The 20,303-nt window shown below is 42.2% G+C and carries 17 protein-coding genes; 1 reads left to right on the plus strand and 16 read right to left on the minus strand.

What is annotated here, in order from left to right; genetic code table 11:
• The 9 genes from CIK90_RS12600 to CIK90_RS12640 all read right to left on the minus strand — a co-directional run.
• Positions 1-1,136: sugar transporter (locus tag CIK90_RS12600; protein WP_094465692.1), on the minus strand; the 1,136-nt coding region annotated here is incomplete at its 3' end.
• A 6-nt stretch (positions 1,137-1,142) separates the two neighbouring features.
• Positions 1,143-2,303, minus strand: coding sequence for a glycosyltransferase family 2 protein (locus CIK90_RS12605; RefSeq protein WP_094465693.1), 1,161 nt, complete (start codon positions 2,301-2,303; stop codon positions 1,143-1,145).
• Between the two features lie 12 nt (positions 2,304-2,315).
• On the minus strand, positions 2,316-3,419 hold the full coding sequence (locus CIK90_RS12610; protein ID WP_158216073.1) for a glycosyltransferase family 2 protein: 1,104 nt from the start codon (positions 3,417-3,419) through the stop codon (positions 2,316-2,318).
• A 75-nt stretch (positions 3,420-3,494) separates the two neighbouring features.
• A complete protein-coding gene (locus CIK90_RS12615) occupies positions 3,495-4,382 on the minus strand; it encodes a glycosyltransferase family 2 protein (RefSeq protein WP_094465697.1) in 888 nt (295 codons plus the stop codon).
• A 21-nt stretch (positions 4,383-4,403) separates the two neighbouring features.
• On the minus strand, positions 4,404-5,933 hold the full coding sequence (locus CIK90_RS12620) for an O-antigen ligase family protein (RefSeq protein ID WP_094465699.1): 1,530 nt from the start codon (positions 5,931-5,933) through the stop codon (positions 4,404-4,406).
• A gap of 4 nt (positions 5,934-5,937) precedes the next feature.
• Positions 5,938-8,121, minus strand: a complete 2,184-nt coding sequence (locus CIK90_RS12625; protein WP_094435957.1) for a hypothetical protein — start codon at positions 8,119-8,121, stop codon at positions 5,938-5,940.
• Between the two features lie 17 nt (positions 8,122-8,138).
• Positions 8,139-9,101, minus strand: coding sequence for a TolC family protein (locus CIK90_RS12630; RefSeq protein WP_094389421.1), 963 nt, complete (start codon positions 9,099-9,101; stop codon positions 8,139-8,141).
• 22 nt (positions 9,102-9,123) lie between these two features.
• Positions 9,124-10,341, minus strand: coding sequence for a sugar transferase (locus CIK90_RS12635; RefSeq protein ID WP_094389420.1), 1,218 nt, complete (start codon positions 10,339-10,341; stop codon positions 9,124-9,126).
• Between the two features lie 23 nt (positions 10,342-10,364).
• Positions 10,365-10,733 (minus strand): response regulator transcription factor, encoded by a 369-nt coding sequence (locus tag CIK90_RS12640; RefSeq protein ID WP_027449457.1) that lies wholly within the window; start codon positions 10,731-10,733, stop codon positions 10,365-10,367.
• A gap of 238 nt (positions 10,734-10,971) precedes the next feature.
• Here CIK90_RS12640 and CIK90_RS12645 point away from each other — a divergent pair, with 238 nt between their 5' ends.
• Complete coding sequence (locus CIK90_RS12645) at positions 10,972-12,462, plus strand: xylulokinase (protein ID WP_094435959.1); 1,491 nt, start codon at positions 10,972-10,974, stop codon at positions 12,460-12,462.
• Between the two features lie 90 nt (positions 12,463-12,552).
• On the opposite strand, the gene buk is transcribed toward CIK90_RS12645, so the two are convergent.
• The 7 genes from buk to CIK90_RS12680 form a co-directional block, all read right to left on the minus strand.
• Positions 12,553-13,620: a butyrate kinase gene (gene buk, locus CIK90_RS12650; protein WP_094465701.1), complete on the minus strand. Its 1,068-nt coding sequence runs from the start codon at positions 13,618-13,620 to the stop codon at positions 12,553-12,555.
• Between the two features lie 109 nt (positions 13,621-13,729).
• The gene (locus CIK90_RS12655; RefSeq protein WP_094389417.1) at positions 13,730-14,569 is read right to left on the minus strand and encodes a phosphate acyltransferase; all 840 of its coding nucleotides are present in this window, start codon (positions 14,567-14,569) and stop codon (positions 13,730-13,732) included.
• 32 nt (positions 14,570-14,601) lie between these two features.
• The gene (locus CIK90_RS12660) at positions 14,602-15,807 is read right to left on the minus strand and encodes a GDP-L-fucose synthase (protein ID WP_173849354.1); all 1,206 of its coding nucleotides are present in this window, start codon (positions 15,805-15,807) and stop codon (positions 14,602-14,604) included.
• A gap of 65 nt (positions 15,808-15,872) precedes the next feature.
• Positions 15,873-16,961 (minus strand): GDP-mannose 4,6-dehydratase, encoded by a 1,089-nt coding sequence (gene gmd / locus CIK90_RS12665; protein ID WP_094389416.1) that lies wholly within the window; start codon positions 16,959-16,961, stop codon positions 15,873-15,875.
• Between the two features lie 84 nt (positions 16,962-17,045).
• Positions 17,046-18,113, minus strand: coding sequence for a mannose-1-phosphate guanylyltransferase (locus tag CIK90_RS12670; RefSeq protein ID WP_094389415.1), 1,068 nt, complete (start codon positions 18,111-18,113; stop codon positions 17,046-17,048).
• Between the two features lie 117 nt (positions 18,114-18,230).
• Entirely contained in the window at positions 18,231-18,860 is a 630-nt protein-coding gene (locus CIK90_RS12675; protein WP_094465703.1) for a DedA family protein, read from the minus strand.
• Positions 18,857-20,290, minus strand: coding sequence for a lipopolysaccharide assembly protein LapB (locus CIK90_RS12680; protein WP_094465705.1), 1,434 nt, complete (start codon positions 20,288-20,290; stop codon positions 18,857-18,859). The genes CIK90_RS12675 and CIK90_RS12680 overlap by 4 nt, the downstream gene beginning before the upstream one ends.
• Between the last annotated feature and the right edge of the window lie 13 nt (positions 20,291-20,303).

Raw genomic sequence — 20,303 nt, forward strand, 5'->3', positions numbered from 1 at the left:
GACCACACGTCAGCATAAAGGCCATAGGCATAATTAAAATTATCTACCGAGTTTCTGGAATTGGTAATATAAATAAAGATAACAAGTAATATCAAAATGTTATGGTCCATAATATATGATGATCCTAACCAATGATAGATAAATGGTTCTGTGAAGTTGTATAAGGAATAGCATAATGTTGCTGCAACGAAATGATGAAGGGCTGTGATTTGCCAAAAGACATTGATGATGTGTGGGCGATGCCCTTCTGCAACAAGATTGCCTACACTTGCTCCAATAGTATTGGTAATGGAATTAAATAATGATATGAGTTTTGAGAAGATAATAAGGTAATTGCCATAGAGGGCAACCATTTTCAATGAAACGAATATAAAGATGAACAACTCGTCGCTTTTTATAAGCAAGAAGTCTTTAATCTTATGAATGAATATTTGTCTGGTTTTTCCTGTTATATTTGGGTATTTCTTCAATAATGCCTTGCCGTTATTGATATTGACATTGAGCCAAGGGTATTCTTTGTTGATTTTCCAATTAAGGATAATGCAACCTATGATACCGAATAAGAATTCGACGAATACCCATACGAACAAGTTCTTATAGGTATATGCTAAGAATATCTGCAAGGCTATTTTACATAGATTGGCACTCTGGTAATATATCGCAACTAGATAATTTTTTTGGTCTGCAGACAATAGAATTTGCCTAAAGTTAATAAAGTATCCTATAAGGGCAGAGCCTAAAAAAGAATAGAAAGAGAAATAAATAATGTAGAAGCTTAGACCTGCTTTGGAAAATATAAGAGGAAAGAATAGGCTGACAGAAATACCAGCAAAGAGAATGATTATTCCAATTTTTCGATATAAGAATCCTAAAACGGAAAGAATTTCTTGTATTTCTTCTCTATTATTTGATTGAAGTGGCTTAAAGAGAAAATATCCTACAGATGCAGAAATCCCAAGTTCTGCAAGATTGAGGTAACCTAATATATTTCCAAGTGTTCCTGTTAGTCCAATAAAGTCTGCCCCTAAGCAATCTAAGAATATTTTCCTAGAAAAGAAAGCAAAGAATAAAGAGAGAAAGTAAAAAACGAGATTTACTTTCGCATTCAATATACTTTTGTGGATTCTTTCTGCCATTGGGCTTTATTTATGGTGTGAGGTGTGAATGAAATCATTACTTTTGATGTTTATCTTCGTCAGGTTTTGAAGCATACTGCCTGTAAGCCTGATAAATGAGATAATTTTACCGAAGATAGCTCTTGTGCGGAGATGGCGAGGAATGGCTATCAAGAGGGCTATAATCAACGCAATAAACAATGCCCACCAGCGAAGTCCCCATTGCCAACAGACACAGGTCATTATGACTGCAACAACAGGTATTGTTGCTAAAAGTATAGAACGGGGTATCAGTAGTTGTTGTAGGGTCTTGTCAATATAGTTGATGTTCCCTTTTATAAAAGCCTTGGGTAAATAAGGGAGCATGAACAAAAGACTTTGTATCTGACCTGTCATCCAACGAAGACGCTGACGACGGAAGTTGTCTTGATTAGATACCTTCTCATCATAAACGTGGATAGTTGCCTCATACTTGATGAAAATATTTTCTTGCATGAGCATGGCTTCTAATTCGCGGTCTTCTACTGCAGTTTGTAGTTTGGATACATGATTTTTGAACCATTCAAAACGGAAACACATGCCTGAACCGATTAATGCTGACGACATTCCTATTATGTTATGGGCTTTACGGAAAATGGTATTGTTGATTTCTTCACTTGTTCCTTCAAGTGCAGCAATGTCGTTGTCGCTATTCTTTGCGCAACGGTGACATTGAACGAAATCAAAACCTTGGCAACAAACAGCGTTAAGACGCTCAAGGAAATCAGGATGAACCACATTGTCAGCATCTAAAATGACCACATGGTCGTACTGTTTCCTGGTTTCTGAAATAGCATATTGTAATGCTTTTGCTTTACTACTCTTATAGAATATAGGTCGATGGAGCGTGATGGGGAGCGCAAGCAAGGCATCGTTGGTGCTCTTTGTCATGTGGTCAGAAATGACAGCAACATCATAATGTGTCTTCGGGTAGGTTTGTTCCAGAAAACTTTTGATGGATGATACTATAACTGCATCTTCATGATAGGCAGGGAATAATACCAAATAGGTGTGTTGTACCTTTGTTATGGTAGTTTTATTTTTTTTGTGATGAAACAAGGATACGATGGCATAGAATAATACATAAATGACAGAAGGCGCTATGAAAATCCATAACGCAAGGTCAATGATATGTATGATAGTCCACATGGTGTACAGAGTTTATCGTTTTGTATGATGAAACTTTTTGTCGAGGTAATCTATAAAATCGGCTATCTTTGAAAGACCAGGAATGGACCTCATGAGTATCAAGGGTGATTTAAGCGAAGAGCGACTCCAATTCTCGTCAACAAGATAGTCTGGTGTTGCTAAAGCAAAGATAAATAGAACAAAGGCAAACAATGCCCACCATTTCAATGCCAATGACATATAGATGAATGGGAGAATAGCGCTCATTATTATAACAAGTCCCATCAACACCATACGAGGCATCAGCATCCATTGTATAATCTTGTCTGCCAAGTCGTATTGGCGAGTCAGTATTGCCCAAGGAAGATGATGGATGTTCTTGAGTAGTGTAACGAACTGGCTTTTTATCCATTGACCACGTTGACGGTTGAAGTCTTCTGCATGTTGTGGCTTTTCGTCATAGACATAAAGGTCTTCCACATATTCCACAAATACGTGTTGTTGGAGTAGAATAGACTCTAAATTCTTATCATCCCAACTGGCCTTAAATTGGAGAATTGTAGATTTGAACCATTCGAAATCAAACGCCATTCCTGACATACAAAGACTGGCAGATAATCCCAAACGATTGTGTCCTTTACGGAATATGGTGTTGTTGATTTCTTCAAAAATAGCAGCCATCTGTGATACTTGACTCTTGCTGTTTCTTGAGACACGATGTGCCTGAAGAGCTCTCGTGCCTGCATTCTCGTAGGCGGTATTGATCTTTTCCAGGAAATCAGACTCAATGATGTTGCCAGCTTCAAGAATTAAAACGACATCGTAGAGCTTGAATTGTGGCAGATTTGAAATGGCTAATTGGAAATACTTTGCCTTATTGCTTTCTCGGAAATTGGGGGTGAGTAGTGTAATAGGTTGCTGTGCCAAATGGAAATTGGTCATCTCGTTGTTGCGATCTGATATGACAGTGATATCAAATAACCGTTGAGGATAATTCTGACCTAATGCCGAGGCTACTGTTTGCTCTACGTTACTATTGCGGTATGAAGGTATAAGAATGATGAAACGGTTCTGATGTTTCACTTTCTGGGTGTAATGACGCTTTGGCAACATTGCTGCCAAAGTGAAAATCGTCATATATATCACCGTAAATGATATTAGACAGAATAATGTGATGTCACAGAAGTATAAGAGTGTCCAGATGTCCATAATCTAAAGTTTTATGTAGTCAACAATGCCATTGATTACGGATAGTGCATGACGCAACTTGCCATGAAGGAGCGATAGCAACATATCCTTGGGTGCTACAATGCCGATTAAATACAATTTTGAGCAGAGCCCCTTGAAACCAGAATAATTCCTCTTGACGAACAGCAAACGGTTGCGTGTAATGTAATACATGCGAAGCGGTGAGCTTTGTCCTGTGGCGCGGCTTTCCTTATGAAAGACTGTAACAGTAGGGTCGTACCAAATCTCATAGCCAGCCCGACGTATCATGATACTCCAGTCTAATTCCTCATAATAAAGGAAGTAACATTCTGGCATCATTCCAACTTGGGCAATAACTTCACGCTTGACCATCATAGCAGCCCCATGGGCATAGGGTGTTGGATGGGCTGTATTATATTGTCCATGATCTTGCTCATCATAGCCGATAGCACTGTTGCGCATGGTGATAGACGACAAGGGAGTGTAGCCTGCAAATTGAATGGGGGCTTCGTCCCAAAAGAAACGTATCTTTGGGCATATAGCGCCAATCTTAGAAGATGAGGCAAAACGATTGACCAAGGCTTGAAGATTCACTTTGACTTTGCTCTCACGAAAGAATACTGTATCGTTATTGACAAAAAAGAGATATCGCCCATGTGAGGCATGTATGCCCAGGTTGTTGCCTCCTGCAAAGCCGAGGTTTTTGCTACTGCGTACAACCTTCACATGGGGATATCTCTTTTCGATGATGGATGCCTCGTCTTGCTTGGAAGCATTATCTACCACTATCACCTCCAATGGACAATCATCGAAGGGGATGGTATCAATCATCGAACAGGTATCATCGAGACCGTTGTAATTGATAGTGATGATAGATATGACGGGTTCCAAAGGTGTCTTATACGCTTGTGTTTATACTCTTGATGCTTTTTTCTCTTCTAATTTCAGACGCTTGCGCTCTGCTTGTTTGGCTAACTCTTCGTTTTCGAAGGCTATCCATTCCTTCTCCATAAAGGGTAATGCATACACCATACTGAGACCTCCATAGAAGAGAAAGCAGTTGGGGAAGTTCATCAATATTTGGTTAGCATATCCTCCTAATTGGATGGAGACAAAGGCGCAACATAATCCTGCACCAATACCTCGCATGGATGGGCTGTTTATCCTAAACAGGACTGTCCAGCATGCTCCACCTAACATGATGAGCGTGGTCAATACGAAAGTGATGATGCCTATCTTTCCTGTACGTACCCAAATATATACATATTCTGAGTCAGGGGGAATTTCTGTCAAGATACGGTATTTGTTATTGGCAGGTACTTGTTCGCGTTCCATACCTATGCCAATTCCCCAAGGGGCTTCTTTGATATATTTCTTGATGGATTCCTTGTTTACATCACGAACATTTAAAGAGGCGTCGCTTCTGTCAAATGCTGTGCGCATACGTCTGATTGAGCCGTTGCTGTTTCCGATATTGGTAAAAGCTAAGATGAAAAATGCAATGCCAAAGGTAATACCCACAATGGCTGACAGTTTGACGGATTTTGCTAAAACAATATAGAACGCAATGCCTGCGCCAAAACACACAATAGCTGTACGGGTGCCCGAAGGAAACATCGCCCATGTACAGGCAATGCCTGTGATGAGGAAAAAATAACGGTATTTTTTTACTTTGCTGGTTAAGGCAAAAATCAAGAATGCTACAGCCGTAGAGGCAATACCAATACCAAAACTTGCTGCGTCATTGTGTGTTGAGAAATAACGTATGAGTGTTCCCCCTTGGATGATATGTGTACTACGTCCTCTTCCATATATCCATGCATGTTCACCATAGGTGAATCCTATATATTTCTGTTTCCATACCCAAAAAACAGAGAATAAGGAGAGGGAGCCCCAAAATATCAAATAATATATGAGTATTTTGGGTTTGTCGATATAGATAATATAGACTAAGAATGCATAGAGAATCTGGAAAGCCATGAGGCGGGCACCAGTGTACCAAGCATAAACATTGATGCCAAGATTACAGGTATCATTGAAAATTTCCAAGGTGCAAAAACCACACCAAATCATCAATGCATAGAGCATCATGTTTCCAGTACGTTCAAAACATGGAGATTTACGAGCATCGATGATGGCAATGGCCAATAAAACGATTTCCAATGCTTCGTTATAGAAAGACAGCGGTATGCCACCAGGTAGCCATCGGTTTGTGTTGAACCAGTGCAATAAATAGTTGAGAAAAAACAATAGCCAAAAAGTGGCGGTGCGCCAACGGAATGCTATATAGATAGCTGCTATCACCAAGGGCGATAGACATATCATGGCAAAGGGACCGATACCTACCGATACAAATTGGTAGATAGCTACTGAAAACAGGAGAAAGAGCAATATTGCTCTTCCTCCGTTTCCGTCCGTATAGGTTGCGAACTTATTCTGCATGTATTTACAGGGCTTTGTTGTTTTCAGTGGCTGTCAATCCTAACTGAGACATGCGATATACAAAGTTGTTGAACTTGGTATAAGGTGGCAATTGACCGACAAACTCTTCTACAGCATAGCGGCTTGCCTCTGTCAGATACATATAGAGTGTGTTCTTGTGATCTTCGTCCAGCATGGCCTCTACTTCTTTCAAGGCTTTCTGATCGACATCCTTCCAGGTGCGGTTGGCACGAGTTACCATGAGGTTGACAGTACCCATGTTTAGCAATGCTGGAGCAATGGAGTTGTCGTTGAGGTTCGGGTACTCAATGATGGCTATCTCATCGGGCAAGATATCTGGGCACAAGTCTTTGATACCGTTTGCCATAATGAATTTGCTGTCTTCTGCCAAGAAGTCTTCGTCGTATGTAAGACGGCGAACTTGCAGACCGATGGATATCCAATAGTTTTCCAATTCCTGAGCGAGATAGCTCCTTCCATTACCTGAGTCGGTAGAGATGAGGTTTAACACATTCTGCTGACCTTCCTTGAAATGGGGAAGCAGTGCCTTGCTCAACTGGCGCAATGACATATCGGCAATGGTCTTGTTGAAGCGGCGATAGCGCAGATTGCTTTCGCGTGGGAAACAACCCATGACGGGTACTTTAGTGATGCGTTCTGAACGCATACGGTCACGAAGTGTACGATCGAGCAATTCGATAATGAAGAAGTATAAGGCTGTCAGCATGAAGGTCAGAAGAAATGCACCCAACAGAATCATGATACGATTGGTAGGCTGTGCATTCAAAGGGAACATAGGTGGGTTGAGTACACGGAGTGTGGCGGTACTCATCTGCAAGTTCTTCTGACGCAGGCGTGCTGCATTCAAAGCTTTCAGCATTTCCATATAGTTCCCTTCCACAAATCCAATATGACGCGCTTTACGGTCCAAGGTGGCACCAATAGGAGAATAGAACAGATATTGGCGATCGAGATTCTGTTGCATGATATCTGTTGCTGACATCTGTGCTTTCACTTTTTCCATGGTCAACATTTGATCCAGCCACTTATCAATCATTGGCTGAGCCTTAACACCAGTTTCGGTGCTGTAACTACCAGCTTCAATGTCGTGGGTGAGTTTTCTAACACGTTGTGTAGTGGCTTGGAGTTCTTTCTGTGCTTTTGCCAGTTCTTCCTGCGCCTCATTATTGAGGTCACCACCTTCTCCGCTCATCAGTCGAAGGTTAGAGATACGTGACTGTAAACGTGAAATATCCTTGATTTCGTTGGTGAAACTCTGGTTTGCGCGGATTACTTTGGCACGATCGCCCAAATGACGCTCCAAGTAGTCCAAAATGGCTTTTGAAGTGGTATATTCCATCAATTGGTCGTTGCGGAAATTCTGCTGTTGGGCTTCCAAACCACTCAACTGCTTGGTCTGTTCACCATAGTTGATGATGCGTTTCGAAACGTTGTAGCGAATGAGATCATCTTCTGCACCTGTCAGAATACGATAGAGGCGAGCAACCTCACGCTCAAAGAACTTGATGACATTGTTGGTTTCACCGAAACGAATCAACTGATATTGGCGAGCGAAGACTTCGTTCAAGATATCCAATGTGTTATAGGCGATACCTGCATCGTTGGCAGAATAACCTATATCAATGATATCACTATTATTTAATTGTACCACTTTTAAGCGTGAGGTGATTTGGTTTACACCGAAATATGGGTGATAGTTAAGTAAGCCAAAGATGTAGTTGTCTTGGGAGGGCTTAACGTATGCTTTTAGGTTGGCATAGGATGCCGATTCGCTGTTGCGGTTAATCAATGCCTTGACTTCTGCAGGAACTTGGGCGTCAAGTTCACGGAAGTGTTCGGCTGAGATGTAGTTGTTGTCTTTGTTTGGATTGCCATACATCATACAACGAGCAAACAGACGAAGGGAAACCTCATTGATAGTAGTCTCTGTAGTGATGATGAGCATCAAGTTATTGATGTTGGTCTGGGGATTGCCACCTGCAACACCCACACCACCTTCAATATTGTAGCCGGTAATCATACCAGTATAAATAGTGGCATTAGTGTCGTAAACGCGGTCCATGTGGCGGGTAGAGAACCATGCTATGATAAGGGCTATCATGGGGAAGATAACCAAATACCAACGTATCTTATATAAAAATCTGACGATATATCTGAATAAATCCATATTAGTAAGGCGTTATGTTATTTCTTTTTGTTGTTTTTGGCAGCTTCGCGTTCTGCTTTTTTCTGTGCTTCGCGTTCAGCTTTCTCTAACTGGCGATAGCGTTTCTCTTCATTTTTTACTTCTTCTGCAATACGCTTGTCAACAGCTTTGTTCTCCTTAGCAATCTGTTTGTCAGATTTCTGGATGGTATCATCAAGTGTTACGTCTGTTGTAGCATTGGTTATGATTGGTGTGCGAGAGAGAATTTCCAAAGTGATGATGTCTGTCATCAGTTTGGTTTGAAGCGTTTGGTATTGCTGAACTACGCTGAGCTCATGCATCTTGGTGTAGGCATAGTTTTCCATAGTCATGTTGCCCTGATGGAAATCTTCCTGATTCAAAGAGCCGGCACCTTGGTATGCTGCAGCACTTTCACTGGCGGTCTTTAGAGTAATCAAATTGTTGGTAATGGTCACATAAAGAATACCAATTTCCTTTTTTAAATCTTCAAATTCAATGTCTTTTTTTAATTTTGCCTGTTCAGCCTCAATGCGCTTGCGTTTAACAGATGCGCTGAGGTCAAGGATGTCTTCCAATGGAACGGCAACATTGACACCAACATTCCAATAACTCTGCTCGGTTCCCTGGAATTGGTAAAGTGTAGGGCTATAAGCAGACGAACTGTTTCCCCACATATCGGCCTTACCATAACTATAGCTGGCATGACCTGTGACGTATGAAAAGATATGGCGCTTCTGTTTGGCAACTTCTGCCTGTGCCAGCTCCTGCGCTTTTGCCAACGACAGAATCTGAGGATTCTGTTTGGCGTTTTCATACAACACGGATAATGGTGGTAAATGGAAGGTGGAAAAGTTGAGCGTGTTGTTTTCGCTGGAATCGAAGAATCCAGCGCTAATGCCACTTTCGTCCAACTGAGCATGGGCGGCAGTACCTGCACCAGTTAGAACTAAGAGCAATAGTAGTCTCTTGATTTTTTTCATCTCAATTTAGTTAATCTAATTTTTAAACGTTTTCTTTTTGGATAAATGCAAAGAGTGTACGGAATATAATCTTCATGTCGAGCATGAAGTTATAGGTCTGTCCATACGTGATGTCAAGTTGTTTGCGCTCTTCGGCAGACATATTGCCGCCTTTGCCGCGCTCTTCTACTTGCCAAAGGCCGGTAAGGCCCGCGGGGGCCATGAAACGGTCAATGCTGGTGTCAACGGTTAGCTTTTCTGCCTCATATAGAGGAAGCGGACGATTGCCAACAATAGACATATCACCTCGAAGGATGTTAAACAACTGTGGAAGTTCGTCAATGCTGTATTTGCGGATGAAACGACCTACCTTAGTGATGCGTGGGTCATTTTCTATCTTAACAAATGCGTTATTATTCTCTTCTTCACGCTTCTTGTTGAATTCGCTTTCTGCTACAACGTAGTTGTCTCCAATGAGCATCACTTCTTCATCGCCAATCATCATGCCGGATTCCATACCCATGGTGAGCATTTCTTGCTCAGCCTCGTCACCCAAAGGTGCTGTAATATTCTTCTGCTTATCGGCCTCTTCTTTTTGATCAGTATCCTTTTCTGCATACTGGTTATGATCTTTGCTTAATTCCTTTAATCGACGCTCTGCATCTGCATACATGCTACGGAATTTAAGGAAGTTGAATACTGTGTAATTGGTACCTACTCGTTTCGATTTGAATAGAATCGGTCCTTTGCTTTCCAAACGAATGGCAATGGCAGTAAGGATGAATACAGGTGAAAGCAGGATGATAGCAATGCTAGAGAATATAATATCGAAAAGACGTTTCCAAAGTGGAATTTTGAATTTTAAAATTTTGTGTTTGGAGCTTTCGTCATCGAAAAGTATGTTCTCACGATCGGATATGAACTGAATTTTCTTGTTCAATGCCGTAACAGACGCATCACATTCTATGGTATCATTGATACCGCATTTCATATAAATATCACGCTCCTTTGGTGTCATAGCATTGGTAAGGAGAATGATATATACATTGTGGCACTTCTTGCGAAGGTAGGTGATGGCGGTGATGTCTTCGTTGCGGACACTACGTTCGTAAAACACAATAAAATGCTCATTGCGTACGTGAGGCGTACACAATTGAGCAGTATCCTTATAAGCATTGGTTATACGAACCATCTGCCCTGGGATGTATTTTAGTTTTTCCTGTGTTTTTGGATTGTTTCCTAAGTAAACAACACCTATCATATATTATATGTGATTTCTCAAAATTAGTTTGGTAAAATCTTCTTCACACGAATTTTAAGCTCCATGGGATTGAAAGGCTTAACAATATAGTCTTCTGCACCAATCTCCAATAGGCGAATTCGCTCACTTGTGGAATCTTCACTTGATAACATGATTACTGGGATGTGACGGAACAACTCGTTCTGCTTAATCCACTCCAAAAAATCGTCTCCTCGCATTCCTGGCATACGGATGTCGGAGATAATCAAGTCGGGAGTGTTACCGGCCTGAAGCCATTTTACGCCCTGTAGCCCGTCGGGGAGCCACTGAACATCATAGTCACTCATCAAGTAGATTGAGAGCACCTTTGCGATGGTCTCTTTGTCATCAAGGATTAATATTTTCTTTTTCATTTATGAACTGAACTTTATGTTTTGGTCGTGATTTTTGTTTGGCCATGGCAGGATAGAAGTTGACTTCATTCTGTTTATTAGGCTTCTTTTATGCGCAAAGGTAGGAAAAAAAATTAAAAGTAGCGGTATATTGAGCAAAAAAATGAGAAAAAAAGATGAAAAAAGACGATTTTCTAAAAAAAAATGAAGAACTTTGTAGGCAGAAACGAATTATAAATAAATTATTAACTATTGTATTATGTCAAATAGATACCTATTAGGTTTTGACGTGGGCAGTTCTTCTGTCAAAGCGTCGTTGGTAAATGCCGACACAGGCAAGTGTGTTGCTACTGCTTTTTATCCTGAAAAAGAAGCTCCTATTATGGCTGTAAAAGCAGGATGGGCAGAACAGGATCCTCAGATGTGGTGGGATAATGCCAAATTGAGTTTGAAGAAAATTATGGCTGATGCCCAGGTTAAGGGTGAAGATATCAAGGCTATTGGTATTTCCTATCAGATGCACGGCTTGGTATGTGTAGATAAGAATCTGCAGGCGCTGCGTCCTTCTATTATTTGGTGTGATTCACGTGCAGTACCTTATGGCGAGAAAGCATTCCGTGATTTGGGCGCAGAACAATGTCTTGGTCACTTGTTGAATTCACCAGGTAACTTTACTGCGGCTAAATTGGCATGGGTGAAAGAGAACGAGCCCGACATTTATGAGAAAATTTATAAGGTGATGTTGCCGGGTGATTATATTGCCATGCGTCTCTCAGGTGTTGCCAATACTACAGTAAGTGGATTGAGCGAAGGAATGCTTTGGGATTTCAAAAATAACAGAGTCGCTGATTTCTTGACCAAATATTATGGCTTTGATGAGTCGATAATCAGCGATATCGTTCCGACTTTCAGCATTCAGAGTGAAGTTTCGGCAGAAGCTGCTGCAGAGACAGGTTTGGAGGCAGGAACCCCGATAACCTACCGTGCAGGTGATCAACCCAACAATGCATTGTCGCTTAATGTGTTTAATCCTGGAGAAATCGCATCTACAGCCGGAACATCAGGTGTGGTTTATGGTGTGCTTGGAAATGTTAACTACGACAAGAAAAGTCGTGTGAATACATTTGCACACGTCAATCATACTGAAGAACAAACCCGTTTGGGCGTACTGCTGTGCATCAATGGTACAGGTATCCTAAATGCATGGGTTCATCGTAATATAACTCCTGAGGTTGGTTATGCAGAGATGAATGATCTCGCTGCTACTGTTCCTATCGGAAGTGAAGGAGTTACTGTTATTCCTTTTGGAAACGGTGCAGAACGCGTTTTGGAGAACAAGGAAATTGGCTGTTCGTTCAATGGTGTTAATTTTAATAAGCATAATCGTGCACATCTTGTACGTGCTGCACAGGAAGGTATTGTGTTCTCGTTCTGCTATGGTATGGAAATCATGCAACAGATGGGTATGGATATCCACAAGATACATGCTGGTAAGGCTAACATGTTCTTGAGTCCATTGTTCCGTGATACCCTCGCAGGTGTTAGTGGGGCAACTATTGAATTATATGATACAGATGGATCGGTAGGCGCTGCCAAGGGTGCTGGTATCGGTGCCGGTATCTATAAAGACAATAATGAGGCTTTTGCTTCTTTGGATAAACTTCAGGTGATTGAACCGGATGAGGCACACCGCGCAGAGTATCTTGCTGCTTACGCCCGTTGGAAGGATATTCTGAAAAACAATATCTGATTATAGATATTGCTTCATATAGTTTCTCCTCTCTTGCTAATAACAAGAGAGGAGTTTTCTTTTCCTCAGAATCTAACTACTGTGTTGGGGCTATTGGTAAATTTGTGCCTTGCTAGTTCCTTTTAATACAGATAACGCATTGAGAGCTAATGCTTCCATTTCGTTTTCTCCAGGAAAACAATAAACAGGTGCGAGGTAGCCGATTCTGCGACGAAGCTCGTTAGTAATGTAATCACTATGTGCCATGCCCCCTGTCAATAGAATAGCGTCAACGTTACCGCAAAGTACTGCACCTTCTGCTGCTATTTGTTTTGCCGTGTGGTAAATCATGGCATCTGTAATGAGTTGTGCTTGTTTGTCTCCATTCTTGATGCGTTCTTGTATCTCTTTCATGTTGTTGGTGCCAAGATGTGCGGTAAGTCCTGCTTTTCCTGCTATTCGCTTCAGTAATTGTTTTTCTGTATATTTTCCACTGAAACAGAGGCGAATGAGGTCTGCTGCCGGCAAGGAACCTGCACGCTCTGGCGAGAACGGACCTTCACCGTCGAGAGCATTGTTGGTGTCGATGGCTTTTCCGTGTTCATGTGCTGCTACGGATATGCCTCCTCCTAAGTGGCAGATGATGAGATTGAGGTCTTCGTATCTTTTACCGATTTCTCTTGCGTATCGTCTTGCAATGGCTCGTTGATTAAGAGCATGCCATATACAGATGCGAGGCATGAGCGGACTACCGCTGATACGTGCTAATGGAGAGAGTTCATCGACAACTCCTGGGTCAGCAATAAATGCGCGACAGTTTGGAATTGTGATGGCAATTTCATGTGCTATCAGACAACCAAGATTGCACGCGTGATTGTGCATGACGCATCCGTGTAGTGTGTCGTTGAGCATCTGCTCGTTGATTTCATAAACTCCACCTGCAATAGGCTTAACCAAGCCTCCACGTCCAATGACAGCATCGAATTTTACAGGAATATTGGCGCGGTGCAGTTCTTTGATGACAAGATTGCGTCGGAAATCCTGTTGTTCGGTAATAGCATCGTAGACAGCCAATTCATCGGCAGAGTGGGTGATGCTATGAAGGAGTATTGGCTTTTCGTCTTCATAGACAGCCATCTTTGTCGATGTTGAACCTGGGTTGATGACGAGAATTCGCATAGTTTTTGATAATTAGTTAATGACTTTCTGCACTTATCTCATTCCCTTGTTGTTTTCTTTTTGGCCTTTCTTTTAGAGTGCCGTTTTTGTGGAAAGGACTTGTTTTGAGTTAATCCGGTAGGCTTGATAGGGCGAAGAGAATGCTGTTGAATTTTGCTTCGGCACAGTCGCCACGTGAAGGTACCACGACTGGATGGGAAGCTCCACAAAGCATTCCTGCTGTTTTCGCTCCTGCAAATAGTGTCATGGATTTGTAGAAAACGTTACCTGCCTCTATGTCTGGCATGATGAGCACATCGGTTTCGCCCATCAATGGTGATTGCAGACCTTTAGCCTGTAAGGCTTTTAAAGAACATGCTGTTTTGATGTCGAGAGGACCATCTACGATGCAATCACCATAGATGCCATCTTTCGCCATCTGACAAATGTCTTTATAGCCGTCAACGAACGGGAAACGCTTACTTGGTTTCTCAGAACAATGAATAAGGGCAATACGTGGTTGACGGATGCCCATGGCATGACATACTTCTGAAGCGTATCTTACCTGTTCGATGCGTTGCTCGTGAGTGGGATATGGAATTACCGCAGCATCGCTAAAGAAGAGCATTTTGTGGTAGGTGGGTATCTCTGCCAATGTGAGGTGGGTTAGGATACGTCCTTCTGGAAGCAGTCCATGTTCCTTGTTAAGTACTGCACGTAGAAGCTGGTCTGTTCCGATGAGTCCTTTCATAAGGACATCGGCTTCTCCGTTTCTTACCATGGCCACGGCCTTGTTGGCTGCTTCTTCTGGTATGTCATTATTTACATAGATAATTTCTGCCAATCCAAGTTGTTCACATTGGTTGAGCGCAGACTTGGTGGCTTCGTCATAGACGCATACGGCAGCAATTTTACGGCATTTTCCATTCTGCTGCAGTTTGTTACGGAGTTCTTCAAAGGATTGAATCATAGGCTTTAGTTTTTTTTAAATTGTTAGGATCTCTATATCAGACTTTGCCGATACCATTCAAAGAGTTTTCTTACTCCATTTTCAATCTCTACGTGATGCGTCCATCCCAGTGAGTGTAGTTTGGAAACATCGATGAGCTTGCGCATGGTTCCGTCAGGTTTTGAGGTGTCGAAAACGATCTCACCATTGAATCCTATGGTTTCCCTTACCAATTCTGAGAGTTCTCTGATGGTGAGTTCTTTTCCTGTTCCTACGTTGATGTGACAGTTGCGGATTTCTCCAAGGGCAGGAATTGCACCACCACGTCCTTCAGAATTGTTTCGATCTACGAGACCATTAGTCTTTGCACCGTAGAAAACAGATGAATATTTTTCTATTCCAATGATGTCTTTGAAATCTACGTTTAAGAGAATGTAAACACTTGCGTCTGCCATGTCTTCACTCCATAGAAATTCGCGTAGTGGAGTGCCCGTTCCCCATAAAACAACCTTGTTGTCGTATATGCCGTAGAATTCTAATGCTTTTAGAATACGTTCGTGGCTATTATTTCCATCGACATTACCTTCTCCGATGATGGCTCGTAATTTGTCTGTGGGGTTAATGGGGCGTTTATTCATATCTGTCTCGATACTCTTCCAGTCTTGTTCGTGGATGAGTTTTGCCAGATAGATTTTTCGCATCATAGCAGGCATGACGTGACTGTTTTCAAGATGGAAGTTGTCGTTTGGTCCGTAGAGGTTGGTTGGCATCACGGCGATATAATTCGTGCCGTACTGTAGATTATAGCTCTCACACATCTTAAGACCTGCTATTTTGGCAATAGCATATTCCTCGTTGGTGTATTCGAGTGGTGAGGTAAGCAAGACATCTTCCTTCATGGGCTGTGGCGCGTTTTTAGGATAGATGCATGTTGAGCCAAGGAACAGCAGTTTCTTGACTTGGTGTGCATAGGCTTCGCTGATAACGTTGCATTGCATTTTCATGTTCTGCATGATGAAGTCTGCACGGTAGAGGGAATTGGCCATGATGCCACCTACGAAGGCTGCTGCAAGGACAACAGCATCAGGTTGTTCTTGATCGAAGAACTGTTTGACTGCTATTTGGTCAGTCAGATCAAGTTCTTTATGGCTTCGCCCAACGAGATTTGTAAAACCCCGTTGCTTGAGATTATTCCAAATGGCTGAGCCTACGAGCCCGTGGTGTCCAGCTACATATATTTTGCTGTTCTTGTCCAACATTGTTGTCTTTGTTTTGACTTTTATCTTGTTTATTTTTACCCCGTTGTGGGGCGCCTTGTTTATAATTATTCTGGGAGCTGTGCTTTAAGGAAGAGTTTTTTGACGAAGGTCATGTCATGTCGAACCATGATTCTGACGAGTTCTTCAAAGGATGTCTTCTGTGGGTTCCATCCCAGTGTGTTTTTGGCTTTTGCTGGATTTCCGAGTAGTTGGTCAACTTCTGCAGGGCGGAAGTATTTAGGATCTACTTCTACAAGAATTTTTCCTGTTTTCTTGTCTATTCCTTTTTCGTCTATACCATCGCCACGCCATTCCAATTCAATACCAGCCTCCTTGAATGCGAGTGTCGCAAACTCACGTACAGTATGGTATTCGCCTGTTGCAATGACAAAATCATCGGGTTGGGGCTGTTGTAGTATAAGCCACATGCATTCGATGTAGTCTTTTGCGTATCCCCAGTCACGGAGTGAGTTGAGGTTTCCGAGATAGAGCTTGTCTTGATAGCCTTGTGCAATGCGTGCGGCAGCAAGTGTTATTTTTCTTGTGACGAATGTTTCACCTCTTCGTTCACTTTCATGATTGAAGAGAATACCGTTACAGCAATACATGCCGTAGGACTCCCGATAGTTTTTCATGATCCAATAGCCATAGAGTTTGGCTACAGAATAGGGTGAACGGGGATAGAATGGAGTTGTTTCGCTTTGCGGAACTTCTTGTACTTTTCCAAATAGTTCTGATGTTGAGGCTTGGTAGATGCGACAGCTTTTTTCCAGTCCGCAAATTCTTACTGCTTCGAGAAGTCTGAGTACTCCTGTTGCATCAACGTCTGCCGTATATTCTGGCACGTCAAATGACACCTTTACATGGCTTTGTGCTGCAAGGTTGTATATTTCCGTAGGTTTTGTTTCACCAATGATTCTGATGAGCGACGAAGAGTCTGTCATGTCCGCCCAATGGAGGTTGACGAGTCGTTTTTTCTTCATATCGCGTACCCATTCATCGAGATAGAGATGTTCAATTCTTCCTGTATTGAATGATGATGAACGTCTTAGGAGTCCATGTACTTCGTAACCTTTCTCGATGAGAAATTCAGCGAGGTACGAACCGTCCTGTCCGGTAATTCCTGTGATGAGGGCTACTTTCTTGTCTTCCATATCTATGTTATTGTTTTAGTCTTGTTTGGTTTAAGGATTATTTTTCTTTCGTGCGAAATAAAATCGCTAGATTTTTAGACTCGGTTAATCCATTTCAGAGAACTGCTTGATGCGTTGTTCTTCTGAGAGTTTGCAGATGAGCAGGGTGTCGTTGTTTTCTGCTACGATATAACCGTCGAGTCCCTGTACTACCACTTTTTTCTCTTGTGTGGTATGGATCATACAGTTGTGTGACTCTACGAGAGTGATATTATTTCCGATGCATGCATTACCATAGATGTCTTTTCTGGTCTGCATTTGCAGCGAACCCCAGGTGCCGAGGTCGCTCCATCCGAAGTCTGCAGGACATACGAAAATCTCTTCTGCCTTCTCCATGATGGCATAATCGACGGATATGTTGTCACATTCTGGGAATGTGCGGTCTATTTCCTCCTGTTCTTTTTCTGTTCCGTATATCGGGAGTAGTGACTCGAAGAGTTTGGACATGACGGGTTGATATACGCGGAATGCATTGACGATGGTTGATACATTCCAAATGAATATACCTGCGTTCCAGAAGTAGTAGTTCTTCTTGATATATTGTTTGGCAGTCTCAAGGTCTGGCTTTTCCTTGAAGGAATCCACTCGGAAAATTTCTTTGTTTCGTAAAGAACTGCTTGACAGGTCTGCCTGTATGTATCCGTATCCTGTTTCTGGTCTTGAGGTTTTCATGCCCAGTGTAACGATGGCATCGCTATCAGCCGTAAAATCCAGACACTCGCTTACTACACGTCGGAATTCTACAGGGTCAGTTACGATATGGTCACTTGGTGTGACTACAATATTAGCTTTGGGGTCTTGAGCTTTAATTCGCCAACTGACGTATGCAATACATGGTGCGGTATTGCGCCGACATGGTTCGCAAAGTATATGGTTTGTTGGCATGTCTGGCAGTTGTTGCTGCACCATATGAACATATTTTCGATTTGTGACCACCCATATATTGTCATGGGGGACTACACTTTCGAAGCGGTCTCTTGTGAGTTGGAGCAATGAGCGTCCGACTCCCAATACATCGATGAACTGTTTTGGGGTTTCTTCGGTACTCATAGGCCAGAATCTGCTACCTACTCCTCCTGCCATGATTACGAGATGGTTATTGTTTCTTGACATAAGCAATTTATACGTTGTTGAAAGTTTAAGAAAACGTGGCAAATATACGGAAAATATTCGGTATTAAGAAATATTTACGTCTATTTTATCTGCCTTTTTACAAGAATCTTTGTTTTTTTACTTTTTTCTTGATTTTTTTAGCAACGAACGCACGATGAAATAGCCAATGGCAAGTATCATGATGGCAAGTATGCCAATTTTTATGTATTCGGCATATTCTGTGATTTTATCGTTTAGTTGCTCTTCAGGTACAACGCTGTGGAGGTACCATCCCAGGAGTGCGAGGATAGAATGCCATGCTACTGCTCCTACTGTAGTATAGAGCAAGAATTTCCAGTAGTTCATCTTGGCGAGTCCAGCAGGGATGGAAATAAGGTGTCTGATGCCAGGTATGAGTCTTCCTGTGAGAGTTGCTACTACGCCGTGGTCGTCGAAGTAGCGTTCGCTTTTCTCTACTTTCTCTTGATTGAGTAGGCATAGTTTTCCCCATTTGCTGTTGGCGAAACGATAGATTACCGGTCTTCCTACGTAGTATGCCACAAGATAGTTGATGGATGCTCCGAAGTCAGCTCCGATTGTAGCGAATAGTATGACAAGGAAAACATCAAGATTTCCTCCTGCAGCATGGTAGGCTGCTGGTGTAACTACGAATTCTGATGGTACGGGTACGACCGTGCTTTCGAGTAGCATGAGGAAGAATATGGTGCCATAGTTGAGGTTGGCAAGGAGTGATGTAATAAAGTTCACTGTTGTTTGCTTTTATGAATCTGTTTATATGCGAAATCGTAATAGTCCTTCGTGGCCATATTCTCGGGAAAGTATGCCCCGAGTATCATGCGCAGTTCGATGGGATTTCGTTCTGCTGCCAGACGGAGATAATAGAGAAAGTCTTCAGCTTGGTTAAGTCTGAGTGAGCATAGTGCGAGAAGTGAAAGTCCTTCTGTGCAATTTTCATCGATGACTGGCAATTTCTCTTTGAGTAGTTGGAGACACTCTTTATATCTTTGACAGTCTGTTAGGGAGATGGCAATTCTTATGAGTGTATGCATCTGGTCTGTTGACAGTTCGAGAGCTTTGTTGAAATATCTATCAGCTGCTTCGTACTGTTTCTCAGTTTGTAGGATATGTGCCCGAGCCACGTAGAGGTCTGTTTTGTTTTCTCCTTTTTCTTCTGCTTTATCCAAAAGGTTTTTTGCCTCTTCGTTATTCCCAAGTGCACCTTGGCAGAGTGCCATTTGATGATAGATAGCTCCTGCGTATTCTTTGGCATTCCCGCTTTCCTTGAGTGCTTTTTCCAACCATTCCAATGCTTCCTTAAACTCATTGGTGTTGATGAGGCAGGTGGCAAGTTGAATATATCCGCTACAATCATATTGTGCATGACTGAGGGCGGTCTTGAAGAATTTTACAGCCTCTTCCCAGTTGCCTTTTCCCATTAATGCTGATGCCTTGATGCCATGTGGAACGGGATCGTCAGGGTCAATGGCAATTGCATATTCGCTGCTATTGATGGCTTCATCGAATTTGTTTTGTGAGAGTTGTGCTTCAGCCAGTACTTTCCAGTATTTCTTGTCGAAAGGATATTTGTCGGCAAGTTCTGTGAATATGCTTTCACATTCTTCGAGTTTCCATGTACCGTAGAGTGCTCTTCCCAATAGTTCTTTATAGTCGTCGTCCTTGACGTCACAATATCTCATCATCCATGTATATCCTCTTTCGTATTCTCCATAGTCGAGATAGAGGTTTGCTACGTCTTTGATGAACCATCCGTTGTCATCATTGGTGAGTTCGTGGAATTTTGCTTCAAGGAGCTTTTCTGCCTCTTCTAGCTTGTATTGGTAAATGAGTAGTTCGGCTTTGATGTAGATATAGTCGGGATCGTCTTCGGCTTCAATCATACTGACGTAGTATTCTGCCTCTTTGAGGTTGTCGTTCTGGAGTGCATTTCTTGCCATGAAGACATTGGGTAGGGTGGCGTTTGGGAAGAGGTCTATAGCGTTTTGTGCCACTTCCATGGCTTTGTCCATTTGGTCTGTCAACCGATAGTAGTCTGCAATGTCTATGAGGTCGTCTGCATCAAAGAAGGGCGGCATCCCTTTGGATGCTGCCTCTTCGTATGCTTTGAGCATTTCTCTGAACTCTGGGTCGTTGAAGAATTTGTCGTCAGTCAATAGCATTTAAATTGCCTTG

Origin of the sequence: Prevotella sp. P5-126, assembly GCF_002251185.1 — a bacterium.
Classification (GTDB): Bacteria; Bacteroidota; Bacteroidia; order Bacteroidales; family Bacteroidaceae; genus Prevotella.